The sequence below is a fragment of the Desulfotomaculum sp. genome (assembly GCA_003513005.1).
Lineage (GTDB): Bacteria > Bacillota > Desulfotomaculia > Desulfotomaculales > Nap2-2B > 46-80.
On sequence record DOTD01000069.1, the window covers coordinates 1 to 17,139 of the forward strand.

20 protein-coding genes and 2 tRNA genes are annotated in these 17,139 nt (G+C 45.2%); 6 read left to right on the plus strand and 16 right to left on the minus strand.

Going from position 1 to position 17,139, the window contains the following annotated elements:
* Positions 1 to 74: 74 nt before the first annotated feature.
* From DEH07_08025 to DEH07_08055, 7 genes are all read right to left on the minus strand, one after another.
* A complete protein-coding gene (locus tag DEH07_08025) occupies positions 75 to 455 on the minus strand; it encodes a VapC toxin family PIN domain ribonuclease (GenBank protein HBY04465.1) in 381 nt (126 codons plus the stop codon).
* Complete coding sequence (locus DEH07_08030; GenBank protein HBY04466.1) at positions 452 to 661, minus strand: AbrB family transcriptional regulator; 210 nt, start codon at positions 659 to 661, stop codon at positions 452 to 454. The genes DEH07_08025 and DEH07_08030 overlap by 4 nt, the downstream gene beginning before the upstream one ends.
* A gap of 153 nt (positions 662 to 814) precedes the next feature.
* Positions 815 to 1,243: a PIN domain nuclease gene (locus tag DEH07_08035; protein ID HBY04467.1), complete on the minus strand. Its 429-nt coding sequence runs from the start codon at positions 1,241 to 1,243 to the stop codon at positions 815 to 817.
* Positions 1,233 to 1,475 (minus strand): CopG family transcriptional regulator, encoded by a 243-nt coding sequence (locus tag DEH07_08040; protein HBY04468.1) that lies wholly within the window; start codon positions 1,473 to 1,475, stop codon positions 1,233 to 1,235. Before DEH07_08040 ends, DEH07_08035 begins: the two co-directional genes overlap by 11 nt.
* 229 nt (positions 1,476 to 1,704) lie before the next feature.
* Positions 1,705 to 2,010, minus strand: coding sequence for a hypothetical protein (locus tag DEH07_08045; GenBank protein ID HBY04469.1), 306 nt, complete (start codon positions 2,008 to 2,010; stop codon positions 1,705 to 1,707).
* A gap of 27 nt (positions 2,011 to 2,037) precedes the next feature.
* Positions 2,038 to 2,334: a hypothetical protein gene (locus tag DEH07_08050; GenBank protein ID HBY04470.1), complete on the minus strand. Its 297-nt coding sequence runs from the start codon at positions 2,332 to 2,334 to the stop codon at positions 2,038 to 2,040.
* Positions 2,335 to 2,512: 178 nt separating this feature from the next.
* The gene (locus DEH07_08055; GenBank protein ID HBY04471.1) at positions 2,513 to 2,911 is read right to left on the minus strand and encodes an XRE family transcriptional regulator; all 399 of its coding nucleotides are present in this window, start codon (positions 2,909 to 2,911) and stop codon (positions 2,513 to 2,515) included.
* Positions 2,912 to 3,055: 144 nt separating this feature from the next.
* Here DEH07_08055 and DEH07_08060 point away from each other — a divergent pair, with 144 nt between their 5' ends.
* The 6 genes from DEH07_08060 (at position 3,056) to DEH07_08085 (ending at position 5,433) form a co-directional block, all read left to right on the plus strand.
* Positions 3,056 to 3,736, plus strand: coding sequence for a GGDEF domain-containing protein (locus DEH07_08060; GenBank protein HBY04472.1), 681 nt, complete (start codon positions 3,056 to 3,058; stop codon positions 3,734 to 3,736).
* Positions 3,737 to 3,871: 135 nt separating this feature from the next.
* Positions 3,872 to 4,354: a flavin reductase gene (locus DEH07_08065; protein HBY04473.1), complete on the plus strand. Its 483-nt coding sequence runs from the start codon at positions 3,872 to 3,874 to the stop codon at positions 4,352 to 4,354.
* A gap of 61 nt (positions 4,355 to 4,415) precedes the next feature.
* Positions 4,416 to 4,507, plus strand: a tRNA-Ser gene (locus tag DEH07_08070).
* A 14-nt stretch (positions 4,508 to 4,521) separates the two neighbouring features.
* Positions 4,522 to 4,616: transfer RNA gene (locus DEH07_08075), tRNA-Ser, on the plus strand.
* Positions 4,617 to 4,747: 131 nt separating this feature from the next.
* A complete protein-coding gene (locus tag DEH07_08080) occupies positions 4,748 to 4,939 on the plus strand; it encodes a hypothetical protein (protein HBY04474.1) in 192 nt (63 codons plus the stop codon).
* A gap of 38 nt (positions 4,940 to 4,977) precedes the next feature.
* Positions 4,978 to 5,433 carry a hypothetical protein gene (locus DEH07_08085; GenBank protein ID HBY04475.1) on the plus strand — a complete coding sequence of 152 codons (456 nt, stop codon included), beginning with the start codon at positions 4,978 to 4,980 and terminating at the stop codon, positions 5,431 to 5,433.
* A gap of 101 nt (positions 5,434 to 5,534) precedes the next feature.
* Here DEH07_08085 and DEH07_08090 read toward each other — a convergent pair whose 3' ends face one another.
* The 9 genes from DEH07_08090 to dnaN all read right to left on the minus strand — a co-directional run bounded on the left by DEH07_08090 (position 5,535) and on the right by dnaN (position 17,039).
* Positions 5,535 to 6,800 carry a serine--tRNA ligase gene (locus DEH07_08090; protein ID HBY04476.1) on the minus strand — a complete coding sequence of 422 codons (1,266 nt, stop codon included), beginning with the start codon at positions 6,798 to 6,800 and terminating at the stop codon, positions 5,535 to 5,537.
* A 118-nt stretch (positions 6,801 to 6,918) separates the two neighbouring features.
* Positions 6,919 to 8,502, minus strand: a complete 1,584-nt coding sequence (locus DEH07_08095; GenBank protein ID HBY04477.1) for a phosphoglycerate dehydrogenase — start codon at positions 8,500 to 8,502, stop codon at positions 6,919 to 6,921.
* Positions 8,496 to 9,650, minus strand: a complete 1,155-nt coding sequence (locus DEH07_08100; GenBank protein ID HBY04478.1) for an aminotransferase — start codon at positions 9,648 to 9,650, stop codon at positions 8,496 to 8,498. The genes DEH07_08095 and DEH07_08100 overlap by 7 nt, the downstream gene beginning before the upstream one ends.
* 95 nt (positions 9,651 to 9,745) lie before the next feature.
* Complete coding sequence (locus DEH07_08105) at positions 9,746 to 10,324, minus strand: pyridoxal 5'-phosphate synthase glutaminase subunit PdxT (protein ID HBY04479.1); 579 nt, start codon at positions 10,322 to 10,324, stop codon at positions 9,746 to 9,748.
* Complete coding sequence (locus DEH07_08110; protein HBY04480.1) at positions 10,311 to 11,195, minus strand: pyridoxal 5'-phosphate synthase lyase subunit PdxS; 885 nt, start codon at positions 11,193 to 11,195, stop codon at positions 10,311 to 10,313. The genes DEH07_08105 and DEH07_08110 overlap by 14 nt, the downstream gene beginning before the upstream one ends.
* Before the next feature lie 47 nt (positions 11,196 to 11,242).
* The gene (locus DEH07_08115) at positions 11,243 to 13,627 is read right to left on the minus strand and encodes a DNA gyrase subunit A (protein HBY04481.1); all 2,385 of its coding nucleotides are present in this window, start codon (positions 13,625 to 13,627) and stop codon (positions 11,243 to 11,245) included.
* Between the two features lie 69 nt (positions 13,628 to 13,696).
* Positions 13,697 to 15,610: a DNA topoisomerase (ATP-hydrolyzing) subunit B gene (gene gyrB, locus DEH07_08120; GenBank protein ID HBY04482.1), complete on the minus strand. Its 1,914-nt coding sequence runs from the start codon at positions 15,608 to 15,610 to the stop codon at positions 13,697 to 13,699.
* 18 nt (positions 15,611 to 15,628) lie between these two features.
* Positions 15,629 to 15,895 carry a DUF370 domain-containing protein gene (locus DEH07_08125; protein HBY04483.1) on the minus strand — a complete coding sequence of 89 codons (267 nt, stop codon included), beginning with the start codon at positions 15,893 to 15,895 and terminating at the stop codon, positions 15,629 to 15,631.
* Positions 15,896 to 15,914: 19 nt separating this feature from the next.
* Positions 15,915 to 17,039: a DNA polymerase III subunit beta gene (dnaN, locus tag DEH07_08130; protein ID HBY04484.1), complete on the minus strand. Its 1,125-nt coding sequence runs from the start codon at positions 17,037 to 17,039 to the stop codon at positions 15,915 to 15,917.
* Positions 17,040 to 17,139: the final 100 nt, after the last annotated feature.

Consider the following 17,139-nt stretch of genomic DNA (forward strand, 5'->3'; position numbering starts at 1 on the left):
GGAAGCTAGGGAGGCCTAAAGTAATTTAAAATACTTTGATCGAAACCTTCTCCAGTGCTGGGGGCGCAGAACATTTAAGCATTACCTTCACCAATAAATACTACACCGGGCAGATCTTTAAAATGGCGGTCGCCGGTAACCACCTTGCAACCGCGCTCCAAACCAGTCGTATAGACAATCGCATCAGCCATGGGCAAACCCCGGATTAGGGAGACTTCAGCAGCAGCAATGGCTAAATATTGATCAAAAGGAACAATCCTTGTTTGTTGCATCTGGGCAACTATAAGCACCGCCTTTTCTTTACCCTGTTCCCGCCAGATTTTTTTGGTTACTTCATAAACCACTACCGATGGTGTAACGATCTCATCCGGTATGGCAAAATAAGGAGCGTAATCATCCGCCAGTGGACCATCAGCAAGAAATTCGATCCAACCGCAAGAATCCACTACAATCAAAACCGTTCCTCCTCATCCCGCTCTATTTTTGTATTCATTCCACGTAGAAAACCGCGCATTTCAGAAAGAGGCATGTTTGGAATCAGCTTGATGCCGTCATTTTCTACTATAAGTTGCAGCTTCTGGCCTTTCTTAATACTCAAAGACTTGCGGACCTCAGCGGGAATAACAATCTGGTACTTACTGGATACTACTACTTCAGCCATGTTCTGCGCCTCCATTTACTATAATAATATCGATAACATAAATGTATACCACCGGGATTGGTATGTCAACAAATATTCAACCCTCATGCAGCAAGTAGCCTGCTCGGGAGCGGACATAGGCTAAACAGGTAGCCCTGCATCGTTTTTCTTAATTTAAGCAAATGGGTTTTGTGCCTTTATTCCTTCATAAAGTTGGCCACTATTAAGATCTTCAGTCAGAAGCACAACACAGCCAAGTTTTTTTGCGCTGCAAATGATCAGGGCATCCCAGAATGACAGCCTGTTTCGCTGCTGGATATCAATAGCTTCCAGGACATTACTCACATCCGGCACATGCAACCTCCATGTCGATAAATCAGATATTATTTTAGCGGCCATCTGGGGCTGCATCGGCCTGGCTGCCTTTTGTACTACTGTTACATAAAACTCCTGCAATACTTGAATGCTTATGCTGCCGCGGCCGGAATTCCAAAGTTCATTAATAAGTTCCTTTGCGCGGATACACTTATCTCCTGCGGAGATATCATGAGCATAAACAAGAATATTTGTATCCACGAACTGCCATCCGGAATTATCGTTCATGAATATCTCCCCTGGACCAGTTTATGCTGCCGGCTGTTCCTAGATCAGGAACATTGTTCAGTATTGACAGGTGCCGTTCACGCGCTTTTTTATACAAATCTTCTCTTTTTACTATTTCTTCAAGCGTTCTGGCCAAAAGACCGGAAAGCGAAGTTTGTTTTTCTATAGCAATATGTTTTGCTTTTAGTAAAATATCCTTGGGCAGGGATAGAGTAATATTTTGATACTCCATTACAATCATCTCCACGTATTTAAGTGTAGCACACAATTGGGTAACAATCAATAAACTACATTAAAAAAATCCTTGTTCTTTCGCCTGGTAATTACTGGTGATTACCCACAGTTATTTTACAGCTACCATTAAAAAAATCATTGTTTCTTTTTGGTCGCTTAAAGGCAATCAGGGACAAGTAGTTCCTGATTGCCTTACGAGGTTTCCTATATTCGTTGCAATTCTGATATTACAACTCCTGATCGAACTCCTTCTCCAACCGTTCCGCAATCCATAGTTGAATTAGAGTTTGATAAGGAATGCCCTTTTTGCGGGCAATGCGCCGGACTTTTTTTAAGTGAGAAAAGTTAATTCTTAAAGTGATCATTTGTTTTTGTTCTCTTTGCTCACGGAGCCTTTTCTGCAAATCAGCCCCAACTTCCAGTGTTTCAGGCTCTGTTTCTTCCAGCAAGTCCAAAGTGTCATGCTGATCAAAAAATTCTCTTGCCTCTTCCTCGTTGATGAATTCAGGCATCTTTTCAATCTTTCCTGCCATAGAAAGGCCCCCTTTCAAGTAAATTTACTATTCAATATTTAACTGGTAATATCTGCGTTCCCGCCGGTTCATATCTCTGGCCGTGATTACTCTAATTATATTTCCGGGTTTAATTATAAAAACCACTAAAAGATATCTTCCTGCGTTGGAGCGGCCATAGGCTATACGATAGCCCTGCCGCGTTTTTCTTATTAATACTTCTTCAGGAAGCTCAAAAATTTCCTCTGCTTCGTCCGGGAAAACGTTGTGGTTTGCAATATGCCGGATATTACCCTTGGGCTGGTGAGCAGGGTCCCATTCAAAGCCCTCAACTAATAAATTCATAAGACCACCTGAAAAACTATTATACTTTTATGTATGTACATTGTCAATCATGGGGTCCGGAACTGCCTGCAAGAAACTTTTTTAGAGCCAGGAGAGTAGGGTATTTGTTTCTTATTAGTTAAGATCGGGCGGGAAGGCGCTGGAGGAAAGTATATTGTAATACCTTAAACAGTTGGTCTTAATCTTTGCCCAGGTATGGAATAATAGTTTTGATAACCTTTTTGATTAACTCGACTTCCTTTATTGAAAGCTTTCCGATTAATTCCTTTATTTCTTCGGAATCTTTATCGTTTTGAAATATCTCGTAAGCGGTACTCTCATCATGGATATATTTATCATTGTGGAGGGAGTTCTTGCCCCAGACCAGATAATCCAGGGAAACATGCAAACAGCCGGCCACCTTTACGAAAACGGGAAGGCTCATCTGTCTTTCCCCCCGCTCCAACTGACCGACATAATAATCCGAAAGCCCTATAATTTCTGCAAGCTCTTCCCGTGACAGCCCGAGTATTTCTCTCTCATGGCGCATCCTCTGACCAATATTTTTATTATCTATCTCTTTTCTTCCTATTTTCATTCACCCTCACTTTATAAATACTGTATCTAAGTTCTGTCCTTAGCTGAACTTGCCCATTGCATATAATTATTATTTGCCTTCAGCCAACATTTAATGTAAAATACTGTCTATAATTCTCTTTTAAAAGTGGGGGGGCTGTTACCGGTGGTTTTGATGAAAAATAAAAATTACAAATATGCTCCTATTGTTATCTTATTATCCGGCTGGGTATTTTTCGGGCTGATCACATTTTTTATAGATCGGCAGAATAGTCTTAATCAGTTCCCGGCCTGGGTTTTATTCGCAATTTTCCAGATGATAATCAGTATAATATACGGCATCCAAATCAAAGAATTGAACAGACAGGTACATATTGACATGCTGACCGGACTTTATAACAGAAAATATTTCAATGAAAAATTATCCGGGCTAATATCAAAGGGTTTAATATCCTTGCTTCTAATAGACATTGACAATTTCAAATGTATCAATGACACATTTGGGCACATGGCAGGCGATAAGGTATTACAGCAATTTGCCGAAATCCTTCGTTTCTGCACAAGAAAAAATGACCTGGTCGCCAGGTGGGGCGGTGAAGAATTCACAGTAATTCTTTTCCAAACCGAGCCAGAAGAGACACTTATCATTGCGGATAGAATCAGACTGATCGTAAATAACCGCTATTTTTCGTACGAAGGCAGTACTTTTAAAATTAGTGTCAGTATTGGCGTGGCTTCAATTAAAAAGGATTCGATAATTGGCAAAGATCAAATCATTAAAATCGCTGATCAGGCTCTGTACAAAGCAAAGCAGAAAAAGAATGATATTGCTGTTCTTACTAACTGACCGTTTTAGATCCCTTGTCAATATGTGTTCAAACTGGGCATATTATATCTTTAATAAAAAAGTATTTTTGTTTTTAAAAAGCAGGATTTGGCAATTTTGACGCATAATAATAAACTAAACTGGAGGTGTGTGAAATTGGATAAAGAACTTATGAACCTGGCTGTCCGGAGCCTTGTCTGGCCGGTTTGCCTGGTTGGCGCAACACAGAACGGACAGCACAATATAATGACTGCGGCTTGGATAACCCAGATCAGCGCCAACCCGCTGCAGCTGATTATCTCTATCGACAAATCAAGGTACACTCATAGTATGATTTCCGAAACAGGAGAATTTATGGTCAGTATTCTTGGCTCGGAACAAAAGGAAATTGCCGTCGTCTGCGGCTCCCGTTCCGGACGGAATGTCGATAAAGTCAAACAGCTTAAAATCGAAACAATCCCTTCTACTGTGGTTAAGGTTCCCCGGTTGGCCGGATGCCTGGCCAATATGGAATGCAAAGTGGCTGCACAATATCCGGCGGGTAACCGTACTCTGTTTGTCGGCGAGGTAGTTGCGGCGGACATAGACAAAGAAAATTTAAAACCAATGATCATGTACCGCGGCAAATACATAGAATAAGAAGCGCCTGATTGACAACACCGGGGTTGGATATTATACTTTTAAATGTGTGACCTAAACTGGAGGGGTGTCCGAGCGGTTGAAGGAGGCAGTCTTGAAAACTGTTGGGTTCATTTACGGGCCCCGTGGGTTCGAATCCCACTCCCTCCGCCAGGTTTAAATACTATGGAGAGATGGCCGAGCCGGCTTAAGGCGATCGCCTGCTAAGCGATTACATGGGCTAAAACCTGTGTCGCGGGTTCGAATCCCGCTCTCTCCGCCATCACTTATTAGCTGGCCTGCCCAAAAAGGGTAGGCCAGTAATTTTTTATGGGATCTTTTTTTTAAGAAGGAATAATGGTATAAATGTTGAAAATAATTAGGTATAATATGTCATTACTGGTAGTGTTATACTTGGGAAAAGTAATAGCCATAGCCAATCAAAAAGGCGGGGTCGGCAAAACTACAACAACAGTAAACCTGTCGGCCTGGCTGGCGCTGCTTGGTAAAAAAGTATTGATCATCGATTTTGATCCCCAGGCCAATACTACCAGCGGTTTAGGAATAAACCAAAAAAAGCTTGGCAGAACAAACTTGAGTATCTAGGTGGTTGACGAAGAACCTGCCAAAGAACTTCTGGACTTATGAAAAGGGGGTGGCTTAATTTGTCTCTTAAAAAAGGCCTGGGGCGGGGATTGGACGCTCTTATACCGGAGGACATGAGCACGAACAGCGGCAAGAAGGCTGTTCAAGAAATAAATATTGATCTGATCAGGCCCTGCCCTTCCCAGGCCAGAACAGATTTTAAAAAGGAAGCAATCGCTTCCCTGGCCCTCTCAATTAAAGAACATGGAATGCTCCAGCCGGTCCTGGTCCGGGAAATGACTGACGGATATGAGCTTATCGCCGGGGAAAGAAGGTTCAGGGCATGCCAGACTGCAGGGCTTAAAAAAATAAACGCTATCGTGAAACATTTTGATGATTCCGAAGCTGCGGTTGTTTCACTTCCAGAACAGCGCCCTGTAAGGCAGAAAGCGAACAATCTTTCAATTACGGTGAAAAAGAAAAAAAGCTGCAAAATATACTGCAGGCAAAAATAAAAATTAAAGCCTCCGTAAACGGAGGCGGAAAAATAGAAATAAGTTTTGAAAATACCGGCCATCTGGAAATACCTGGAAATGTTTCACGTGAAACATAACCCTTAAATTATCTTTAGTCCATGCATATAGGAAACCAGTGCCTCAGGCACCTTTACAAAGCCGTCCTCCTGCTGATAATTTTCCAGCACTGCCGCCACTGTGCGTCCCACAGCCAGTCCCGAACCGTTTAAAGTATGCACGTACTGTGGTTTCCCCTTGCCCTGACGGAACCTTATGTTTGCCCGCCGCGCTTGAAAATCAACGAAGTTGCTGCATGAAGAAATTTCTTTATATTCCCCATAGGAAGGCAGCCAGACTTCCAGGTCATAAGTCTTGGCGGAACTGAATCCAAGGTCGCCGGCGCATAACGAAACAACCCTGTACGGCAGTTCAAGAAGCTGCAGGATCCGCTCGGCGTCCTGAGTTAGCTTTTCAAGTTCCTCATAGGACTCTTCAGGTTTGCAGAATTTAACAAGCTCAACTTTATTAAACTGGTGCTGGCGGATTAAACCCCGGGTATCCCGCCCGGCGGCGCCCGCCTCAGCGCGGAAACACGCGCTGTAGGCGCAGTGTTTCACGGGGAGTTTATCAGCATCCAGAATTTCATCCCGGTAAAGGTTCGTTACGGGAACTTCCGCCGTAGGAATCAGATAATAGTCCGTCCCCTCAACTTTAAACATATCTTCGGCAAATTTGGGGAGCTGGCCGGTGCCAAACATGCTGCCGCTGTTTACCAGAAAGGGCGGGAAGACCTCCGTATAGCCATGGTCTTTTGTGTGAGTATCAAGAAAGAAGTTAAATAAGGACCTTTCCAGAAGGGCTCCGGTTCCCCGGTAAAAAACAAATCTTGCGCCGCTGACTTTCCCCCCTCTTTCAAAATCCAGCATCTCATGAAGCTCGCCAATATCCCAATGCGCTTTGACAGGAAAATCAAACGGCCGGGGCGTGCCCCATTTGCGGACAACAACATTGTCATCCGAGCTTGAACCGGAGGGAACGCTCTCATGAGGTATATTCGGTATGCCCAAAAGGCTGTCCCTGATTTGCCTTTCAAGCTGGCGCGTCTTTTCATCAAGTTCCTTGATTTCGCCGGAAACCTTCTTCATTTCCGAGACAAGCTCCGGAGCATCCTGGCCGAGCTTTTTAAGCCTGCCGATTTCCGTGGAGACTGTATTGCGCCTTCCTTTTAAGCTTTCGGCAAAGGCAAGAACTTTCCGCCAATTATTGTCCGCTTCCAGGAAACCTTCCAGGCTTATTCCGGACCCTCTTTTTTCAAGAGCCTCCTTAACGATTTCAGGGCGGCTGCGGACAAATTTTAAATCAAGCATCCTTTATTTCAAGCCTCCGAAAAATAGCTTTTTAAATACCATAGTATTGACAAACTTTACTAATTGTAACACCCGGTTTTCAATTTGTAAAATACCACACGGTTTTAAAAAAGCTTTTTTAGAGGCTGACCATCCTGACATCAAGCACTCCTTCGATGAGGGAGATTGCTTTTAAAGTTTCCTCCGGAACCGGGGCGTCTACCGAAAGCATCATGATCGCCGTCCCGCCCCTGTCCTTACGTCCTACCTGCATGGATGCTATGTTTATGTCATGCTCACCAATCAGGACACCTACAGGGCCGATAATTCTCGGCTTATCGTAATGAGGAACATACATAAGATGACCGCTTGGTATGGTATCCACACGGTAACCGTCAATCATTACGAGATGCGCGTCATTCTTGCCCAACAGCGTACCGGCCACACATTTTTCTTCAAGGTCGGTGGACACCTTGAGAGTAATCAGGTTTGCATACCCCATAGCTTCCCCGTTCACGGAATGGAGAACCTTCAGTCCCCTGTTTTTTGCTAAAAGCTGCGCGTTGACATAGTTCACCGATTCATTAAGCACAGGGTCAAGCAAACCCTTTATTACAGCGGTGGTTATGGGGCTTACATCGACACTGAATATTTCCCCGCTATAAATTACTTCCAGTTTGCTGAGCCGCCCGCGCAGCAGCTGGGCCAGAAATCCGCCCATTTTTTCGGCGAGGCTTAAAAACGGACCGATCACATTAAGGGTCTGAACACTTATAGAAGGTATATTGACAGCATTTTTGGCCAGCCTGCCGTTCATGACATCAACGATTTCTTTGGATACATCAATGGCAACATTAATCTGGGCTTCCTTCGTAGATGCTCCCAGGTGGGGAGTGGCTATAAAGTTGGGCAGTTTTAACAGAGGGCTGTCCGTAGCCGGCTCAACTTCAAAAACATCCAGCGCTGCTCCCGCTACCTTTCCTGAAAGCATGGCCTTGTATAAAGCGGCCTCATTGATCACGCCGCCGCGGGCGCAGTTAACGATTCTTACGCCATCTTTCATTAAAGAGAAAGCCTGATCGTTGATCAAAGATAAGGTGTCTTTGGTTTTTGGAGCGTGAATAGTTATAAAGTCAGCCCTTTTGAAAATTTCTTCCAGAGGCAGAAGTTCTACTGAAAGAGTATCGGCCTTTTCCGGGCTCATATAAGGATCATAGGCGATAACTTCCATTTCCAGCGCATGCGCCCTTTTGGCCACTGCCATGCCTATTCTCCCCAGCCCAATAATCCCGAGGACTTTTCCCCTTAGTTCAATACCGGTAAACGACTTCTTATCCCAAATGCCTTCTCTCATCTTGGCGGCCGCCTGCGGGATGTTTCTCGCCAAGGCAAGCATCATGGCAATGGCATGCTCGGTAGCGGCAATTGTATTCCCGTCCGGGGCGTTTACTACAAGTACCCCCCTGCGTGTGGCCGCCTCTATATCTATATTATCCACGCCTACTCCTGCGCGCCCGACTATCTTCAACCGGTCCCCTGCATTTAAGACATTTTCAGTAACCTTGGTGGCGCTTCTGACGATCAGAGCGTCAAAACCGCCGATTGTGGAAACAAGCTCCTCTTCATTCATAGGCTTACCAATGACAACCTCTATGTTTTTTTCCTTACGCAGGGGAGTAAGCCCTTCTTCGGTGACGCCATCCATAACTAGAACTTTCAAGATACCTCTTCCTCCCCTAAAAAAATCTTTTCAGCAGCCCTTAAGCCGGCGCCTGGTTCTATTTTGCAGCCAATCTGCTGAAGGGCCATTTCAAGCCCTCCTAAAGCTATTATTATATCCATTTTGTCAGCATAACCCATATGAGCTATCCTGAAGATTTTCCCCTTTAAATGACCCTGTCCGCCCGCAAAAACAATTCCATATTGTTTGCGCAATATCTTGCGCAGGTTTTCCACATCATATCCTTCCGGAGCAAAAGCAGACGTAACGGTAGGCGAAGCACAGCGATTTTCGGCAAGAAGCTTCAGGCCAAGCGCTTTTACACCCGCACGGGCTGCCCTGGCTAAAAGCAGGTGGCGCTCGTAGACGTTTTTCATGCCTTCTTCAAGCATCATGTCAAGGGCTGCGTTCAAACCGAAGAGAAGCGACACATTTGGTGTATATGCCGTATTCCACTTGGCTATAGATTTCTTCGCCGCCGGCAGGCTGAAATAAAAGCGCGGGGAAGTGTTTTGGTCAATAATTTTCCAGGCTTTGTCGCTTACACTGATCATGGACAGGCCGGGCGGAAGCATGAATGCTTTCTGTGAAGCGGTGACTACAATATCCACCTTCCACTCATCAGTTTTTAACTCAATTCCGCCCATTCCGCTTACACCATCCACCATTAAAAGAGCATCCGTGCCGGATACCAAAGCGCTTATCCCGGCGATATCGTTGATTACCCCCGTGGATGTTTCATTTTGGGTGGCTAGTACGGCTTTGTAACTGCGGCTGGCCAGCTTCTCTTCAACTACACGCAGATCAACTTCCCTGCCCCATTCAAAATTAACCTCGTCGACATCAGCGGAGTATGCTTTCGCTATATTGGCGAACCTTTCACCGAAATTACCGGTAATCAGCGCCAGGACACTGTCCCCCGGGTTTATTACATTGGCAACGGCTGCTTCCATTGCGCCCGTTCCAGAATTTGTGAGCACAAAAAGATCGTTTTTCGTCTGAAAAACTTCTTTTAGTTTTCCCGCGACGACACTTAAAAGATTTGCGAAATCTTCACTGCGGTGCCCTATAATGGGCATCGACATCGCTGCTGTCACTGCCGGCGGAAGTGGTGTCGGACCCGGGATCATTAAATATTGTTTGCCCTTCATTTTTGTCTCTCCCTTCTTATTTCGAACGCTCCCGTTAAAAATTTAAAACCTCTTGTCCCTGAATAAAAACAAGGGAAGAAGTTTTTAAGATACTTTTAAAGGCCTAAAAAGTATTTATGGAAACGTTGATCAGCCGTTAGTTCAGGATGAAATGTTGCAGCCAGCATTTTATTTTGTCTGGCCATGACAATCTGACCGTTGTAACTTGCCAGTACCTCTACGTTGGGGCCGGCGCCTGTTATCTGGGGCGCACGTATAAAAACCGCCCTGAAAGACTCCTCCCCCAGGACCGGTATCGGCAAGTCCTCTTCAAAACTGTCCACCTGGCGTCCAAAGGCGTTTCTTCTTATTTTCAGGTCCATTAACCCAAGGCCTGGCAAAGTTGAATCTTCTATCTCTTTCGCCATCAGGATAGCCCCTGCGCAGGTGCCTAAAATAGGCAGGCCTTCGTTAACCAGTAAGCAGATTCTGTCAAAAAGCTCGTAATCGGCCAGAAGTTTACTGATAGTTGTACTTTCACCCCCGGGAATGATCAAGGCGTCAACGCTTTGCAGATCTCCCGGCTTGCGAACCTGACAGGAGCTGACACCTAAGCCCGCCAATATCAGCTGGTGTTCCCTAAAAGCGCCCTGTAATGCTAAAACGCCGACTATCACTGCGCTACCAACCCCGATCCTGCATTCTTTGTTCAGGAAGAATAGCCGCTATTTCAAGTCCAGGCATAGCTGTGCCCAGATTTTTTGAAACTTCAGCAAGAACTGAAGGATCATTGTAATGAGTAGTTGCCGCTACAATTGCACGGGCTCTTGCAGGGGCATTTTCCGACTTAAATATTCCGGAGCCTACGAAAATGCCGTCGCAGCCCAGCTGCATCATCATCGCGGCGTCTGCCGGCGTGGCTATTCCGCCTGCGGCGAAATTTACCACGGGAAGCTTCCCCTCACGGGCGATTTTGAGCACAAGGTCATAAGGCGCGCGCATTTCCTTGGCCGCCGACATAATTTCCTCTTCAAGCAAATTGGACAGGCGTCTAATTTCACCGGCAACCAGGCGCATATGGCGCACGGCTTCAACAACATTGCCCGTTCCAGGCTCACCCTTCGTCCGGATCATGGCCGCGCCTTCGCCGATGCGCCTGAGAGCCTCTCCAAGGTTGCGGGCGCCGCAGACAAAAGGCACATCAAAAGCATGCTTGTTTATGTGATGCTGCTCGTCGGCCGGCGTCAATACCTCACTTTCATCTATATAATCAACGCCCAACTCCTGTAAAATCTGCGCTTCGGCAAAATGGCCTATCCGGGCTTTGGCCATTACCGGGATGGTTACTGCTTCCATAATTTTTATAATAACAGTGGGATCGGCCATCCGCGCCACTCCGCCGGCAGCCCGAATATCCGCCGGAACCCTTTCTAAAGCCATAACCGCGCAGGCGCCTGCCTCCTCCGCTATTTTGGCCTGTTCCGGCGTTGTGACATCCATAATAACTCCGCCCTTGAGCATTTCCGCAAGGCCGGTTTTTACTGTCCAGGTTCCCTTCTGAGCCACGTCTTACTCCTCCAGTAATTGTAAAATTATACTAAACCTATTTATTCCTATTCCTCTTCCTCTGAACTAATCCTGGCTACTCCTACAACAAGGTCATCCTTATCCAAACGCATAATCAGAACACCCCGGGTGGAACGGCCCATAACTGAGATTTCGCTTGTTTTCATTCTGATTATAATTCCTTCTTTGGAGATCAGCAAAAGCTCTTCGTCTTCCTTGACAACTTTAAGAGCGACTACAGGACCTGTTTTGGGGCTTGTCTTAATGTTGATTACTCCATGGCCGCCTCTATTTTGAAGGCGGTAGTTTTTAACCGGTGTGCGCTTGCCGTGGCCGTTTGCGGTAACGACAAGCACATGGTCCCGGGGTGTAATTACACCTAGACCAACAACAACATCGTCTTTTTCCAGCAATATGCCCCTGACGCCGCGTGAAGTCCTCCCGTGAGACGAGACCTGTTCTTCATTGAATTTTATAGCTAATCCGTTTCTGGTGCCGATGATTACTTCACTGTTCCCATCGGTCAGCATTACATCAACCAGATCGTCGTCTTCGTCCAGGGTAACCGCGATTACCCCGCCTTTTCGGTTGCTGTCAAAAGCGTCCAGGCGAGTTTTCTTTACAACTCCCTTGCTCGTGGCCATAAACAAATATGAGTCAGGGTCAATCTTTTTGACAGGAATTATCGCGGTTATTTTTTCACCCGCCTCCAGGGACAGCAGGTTTACCAGAGGAAGTCCCTTGGCCTGCCTGACGGCTTCCGGTATTTCATAGACTTTTAGGCGGTAAGCCTTGCCTTTGCTTGTAAAAAACATCAAATAATGATGTGTGTTGGAAATGAAAAGATGCTGCACAAAATCCTCTTCCTTTGTGCCCATCCCCAAAACACCGCGGCCGCCTCTTCTTTGCCTGCGGTATGTATCCAGGGGGATCCTTTTGATATAGCCCTGGTTGCTCACCGTAATCACAACTTCTTCTTCGGCAATCAAATCTTCGTCATTCAAGTTTACTTCTTCTGTTAATATCTGAGTCCTTCTCTGGTCGGAAAATTTTTCTTTTATATCTTTAAGTTCTTCTTTGATAATTTGATATACTTTTGCCTCATCAGCCAGAATGCCGCGCAAGGTTGAAATCTTTTCTCTCAGCTCTTCATATTCACGGTCAAGTTTTTCCCTTTCCAACCCGGTCAGGCGCTGCAGGCGCATGTCCAAAATTGCGTCAGCTTGTTTCTGAGTAAGATCAAAGCGCTCACAAAGAGCCTTTCTGGCAATTTCCACCGTTCTGGAAGAGCGTATTGTTTCAATGACCTGGTCGATGTGGTCAAGGGCGATTATTAAGCCCTCGACAATATGGATTCTTTCTTCGGCCTTGTTCAGTTCAAATTTGGTTCTTCTCGTGACAACTTCTTTTTGATGCTTCAGGTAGTGGTAAAGAATCTCACGCAAGTTAAGGACCTGTGGTTTTCCTTCGACAAGCACAAGCATAATTACACCGAAGCTTTCCTGAAGCTGTGTGTGTTTATAAAGATAATTCAGGATTACCTGGGGATCAACGCCGCGTCTTAACTCAATGACTACCCGCAGTCCCTTACGGTCCGATTCATCCCTTAAATCGGTTATACCGTCAATCTTTTTTTCTTTAACCAGCTCGGCAATTTTTTCAACCAGCCTTGCTTTATTAACCATATATGGTATCTCATTGACGATAATAGCTTCTTTTCCGCTGCCGATTTTTTCGATCTCTGTCTTTGCCCTCATTTTGATCGAACCCCGGCCGCTGCTGTATGCTTCCCTTATTCCCCGATGGCCCATGATAAATCCGCCGGTAGGAAAATCTGGCCCTTGTACTTTGTCCATAATCTGTTCAACAGTTGTCTGCGGATCATCGATCAGCATGATGATACCGTCAATAACTTCGCCTAAATTATGGGGCGGGATGTTCGTCGCCATACCGACAGCTATTCCCGACGAACCGTTGATCAGAAGGTTTGGTATACGGGAAGGCAGGATAACAGGCTCCTCATCAGTTTCATCATAGTTGGGTATAAAATCAACCGTTTCCTTGTCAATGTCCGTCAGCATGGCGCCGGCTATTTTAGCCAGGCGGGCTTCAGTATAACGCATCGCCGCAGGAGCGTCGCCGTCCAGTGAACCGAAATTGCCATGCCCGTCAATCAAAGGATAACGGCAGGCAAAATTTTGGGCAAGCCGGACCATGGCGTCATAAACAGACACATCACCGTGAGGATGAAATTTCTGAAGGACAAAACCAACAACATTGGCGCTCTTGCGGTGAGGTTTTTCAGATGTCATGCCGAGCTTGTACATTCCGTAAATTATTTTCCTGTGTACGGGTTTTAGACCGTCACGGACATCCGGCAGGGCGCGCCCTATGATAACACTCATCGCATAATCAAGATAGGAGTGTTTCATCTCTTCATTTATGTCAATATCCTTAAACTTACCAAGAATCACTGCTGTTTCGCTTCCCTTAAATGAATTTTATACGTCCAGGTTGCGGACATTGAGAGCGTTTTCCTGAATAAATTCCCGCCGCGGCTCAACCTGGTCCCCCATCAGCATTGAAAATACAGTGTCCGCCTCAATCGCATCTTCAAGGTTTACTCTCAGCATAGTCCTTTTTTCGGGATTCATTGTAGTTTCCCAGAGCTGCTCCGGGTTCATCTCGCCAAGCCCTTTATAACGTTTTATGGATATGCCGTTTCTGCCGGTTGTTTCCAGCAGTTGTTCCAGTTCGGCATCGTTATAAACATAGTGCTGCATCTTGCCCCTGGATACCTGAAACAGCGGCGGCTGAGCTATATAAACATAACCGTGTTCGATTAACTGCCGCATATACCTATAGAAAAAAGTCAACAGCAGCGTCCTGATATGAGAACCGTCAACATCAGCGTCGCTCATGATGACAATCCTGTGGTAGCGCGCTTTGGTGATATCAAAATCCTCGCTTATTCCAGTACCAAAGGCTGTAATCATAGCCCGGATTTCTTCGTTAGCCAGAATTTTATCCAGCCTGGCTTTTTCCACATTGAGAATTTTGCCCCTTAACGGGAGTATAGCCTGAAAACGGCGGTCGCGGCCCTGTTTGGCGGAACCTCCAGCCGAATCGCCTTCGACAAGGTAAATCTCGGACTCAGCAGGATTCCGCTCCGAGCAGTCCGCAAGTTTACCCGGCAGTGTGGAACTTTCCAGCGCAGTTTTTCTTCTGGTAAGTTCCCTGGCTTTCCTCGCTGCCTCACGCGCCCTGGACGCGGTAACTATCTTTTCAATTAATCTCCTGGAAATGGCGGGGTTTTCCTCTAAAAATGTGGTTATTCCGTCCGCTACAACAGAATCAACAACACTTCTGACAATAGTGTTCCCAAGTTTGGTTTTAGTCTGTCCCTCAAACTGCGGTTCGGGAACTTTAATACTGATCACTGTAGTCAGCCCCTCGCGGATATCTTCTCCGGAAAGTGCAGACATACCGTTTTTAAGTAAATTATTTTTTCGGCCGTAATCATTGACGGCTCTGGTCAGGGCGCTTTTAAAACCCGCTTCGTGCGTTCCGCCGTCAACTGTATGAATATTATTGGCGTATGAAAACATGCTTTCCACGTAACCGTCTGTATACTGCAAGGCAATCTCAACCTGAATATCTTCTTTTTCCTTGCTGAAATAGATGGGGTTATGCAGAGCGCCCTTGTTTTTATTTAAATACCTGACAAAATCCTTAATACCGCCTTCATACTGAAAGCTGAACTCCTGATCCGTCCGTTCATCTTTTAATAATATCTTCAAACCTTTATTTAAAAAAGAAAGTTCCCTCAACCTTTGAATAACAGTTTCCTGATTAAATTCGGTCTCCTCGAAAATTTCAGGATCGGGTTTAAAAGTAATTTTTGTGCCTGTACAACCTGCGCTTACCGGGCCGCGTTCTTCTAAAGATGTTACTGCCACCCCGCGGCAATATTTTTGAAAGTAAACAAAGTTATCCCTGTTTACTTCTACTTCAAGCCATTCGGAAAGGGAGTTAACTACAGATACTCCTACGCCATGCAATCCTCCGGAAACCCTGTAACCTTTACCTCCAAATTTACCGCCGGCATGGAGTATGGTTAAAACCGTTTCGACAGCCGGTAAACCTGTTTTTGGATGTATACCAACGGGAATACCTCTCCCGTCGTCAATAATTGCAACACTTTCATCTTTATTCAGGACAACTTCGATACAACTGCAGAATCCTGCCACAGCCTCATCTATGCTGTTATCCACTACCTCGAAAATAAGGTGATGGAGGCCTCTTGCGCCGGTGCTGCCAATATACATGCCCGGCCTTAGCCTTACGGCCTCCATTCCTTCCAATACCTGAATCTCACCTACGTCATAGTCGCCGTTATTTTCTTTAAAATCCAATACAAAACCTTCCTTTGCTTACTGTTTCTTTGGAAAGACGCTTTCCAAAATACTATCCGACCTTTTCTTTAAAGTAGCGCTCGAAACGGGTGAAATAAAAACACCGCGGTCCGTAATTATAAATGCTCTCCCCGATCCCTCATCAGCAAGATCATGGACAAAATTCTCCTCTTTTACAACTGCCAGGTAATCTTTAACTATAGATGACTTTTCTACATTGCTGTTTAGAATCATAATTATACATTTTCCTGGGATAGCCACATCTCCTCCCAAATGGATAAGCATCTAAAATTCGCCACCTAACTTATAAATTTTTTTCCTCCCGGGGACGGGCCGGCAGTAATAAGGAAAGGAAGTTGTCCCTTTCCAAGGGGCGAATTACAGCTGCACTTAATGAACCCGTAAAATCTATAGAAAAATCATCCGTTGGAACAACATGCAAACAGTCCATCAAGTAACGCGCGTTGAAAAAAACTTCCAACGGTTCCCCCTGATAGTCTGCGTTTAATTTTTCCCTAATCCAGCCAGCAGAAGTATTTAAAAATAAAATACACTGCTGTTTACTGAGTGAAAAATGAATTACCGGAACTTCTTCCTGCGGCAGAAGCGCAGCCCTTCTTACCGCATCATATGTTTCCCTTACGCCTGCCTGAAGTCGTGAAATATATTTTGCCGGTATGATTTGATTATAAAGAGGAAACTGCCCTGCGATCAGCCTTGAGGACAGGATTGTATCCTCTGTGGAAAAAAAGACGTGATTTTGGCCTATTTCAATGACCATATTTTCTTCTTCAGCTTGTAATATCCTGTTTAACTCACTTAACGCGCTGCCGGGGACAATAACATTTAAAGCCGGTGTTGATACTTCCAGACGTGTTTCCGTTAAAGCAAGACGATGAGTATCTGTAGCCACAAGGCGGAGTTTTTGGTCCGAAATCTCAAAAAGCACACCTGTGAATAAAGGACGTGTTCGATCTGTGGAAACAGCAAAAATAGCCTGACGTATCATATCTTTAAAGATTTTTTTTGGCGTCTTGAGAGAATTTTCTCCACTGGGAAGCGGTATTTCAGGAAACTGCTCCGGTGGAAGACCGTAAATATTGATTTCTGATTCACCGTATAGAATTCTTGCACAGTCTTTCTCAGGCAAAGTCTCGATACTGATTACATCGTCAGTAAGGTGGCGTATTATATCGGATATCTGGCGGGCGGGAAGGCAAATTAAGTCGTTTTCCACAACATTAGCAGGTACTCTGCATTGTGTAGTAAGGTCTATATCAGTCAGAGTAGCTGTAATAAAGTCTTCTTCCGCCTTGATCAGCATACCGCCCAAAATAGGCATGGTTATCTTGGCGGGGCTTGTTCTATAAACTGTCTGTATTGCATGAAGGAGGTCTGATCTGTTTATGGTTATTTTCATCCGCGACATCCTTTCAGGTTCTTGTTTTTATTTAGAGATAAAATAATAGTACTAGTAATAGGAGGTGTGATTATGTGGAAACTTTAAAATATCTCAAACCCGGCGTGGG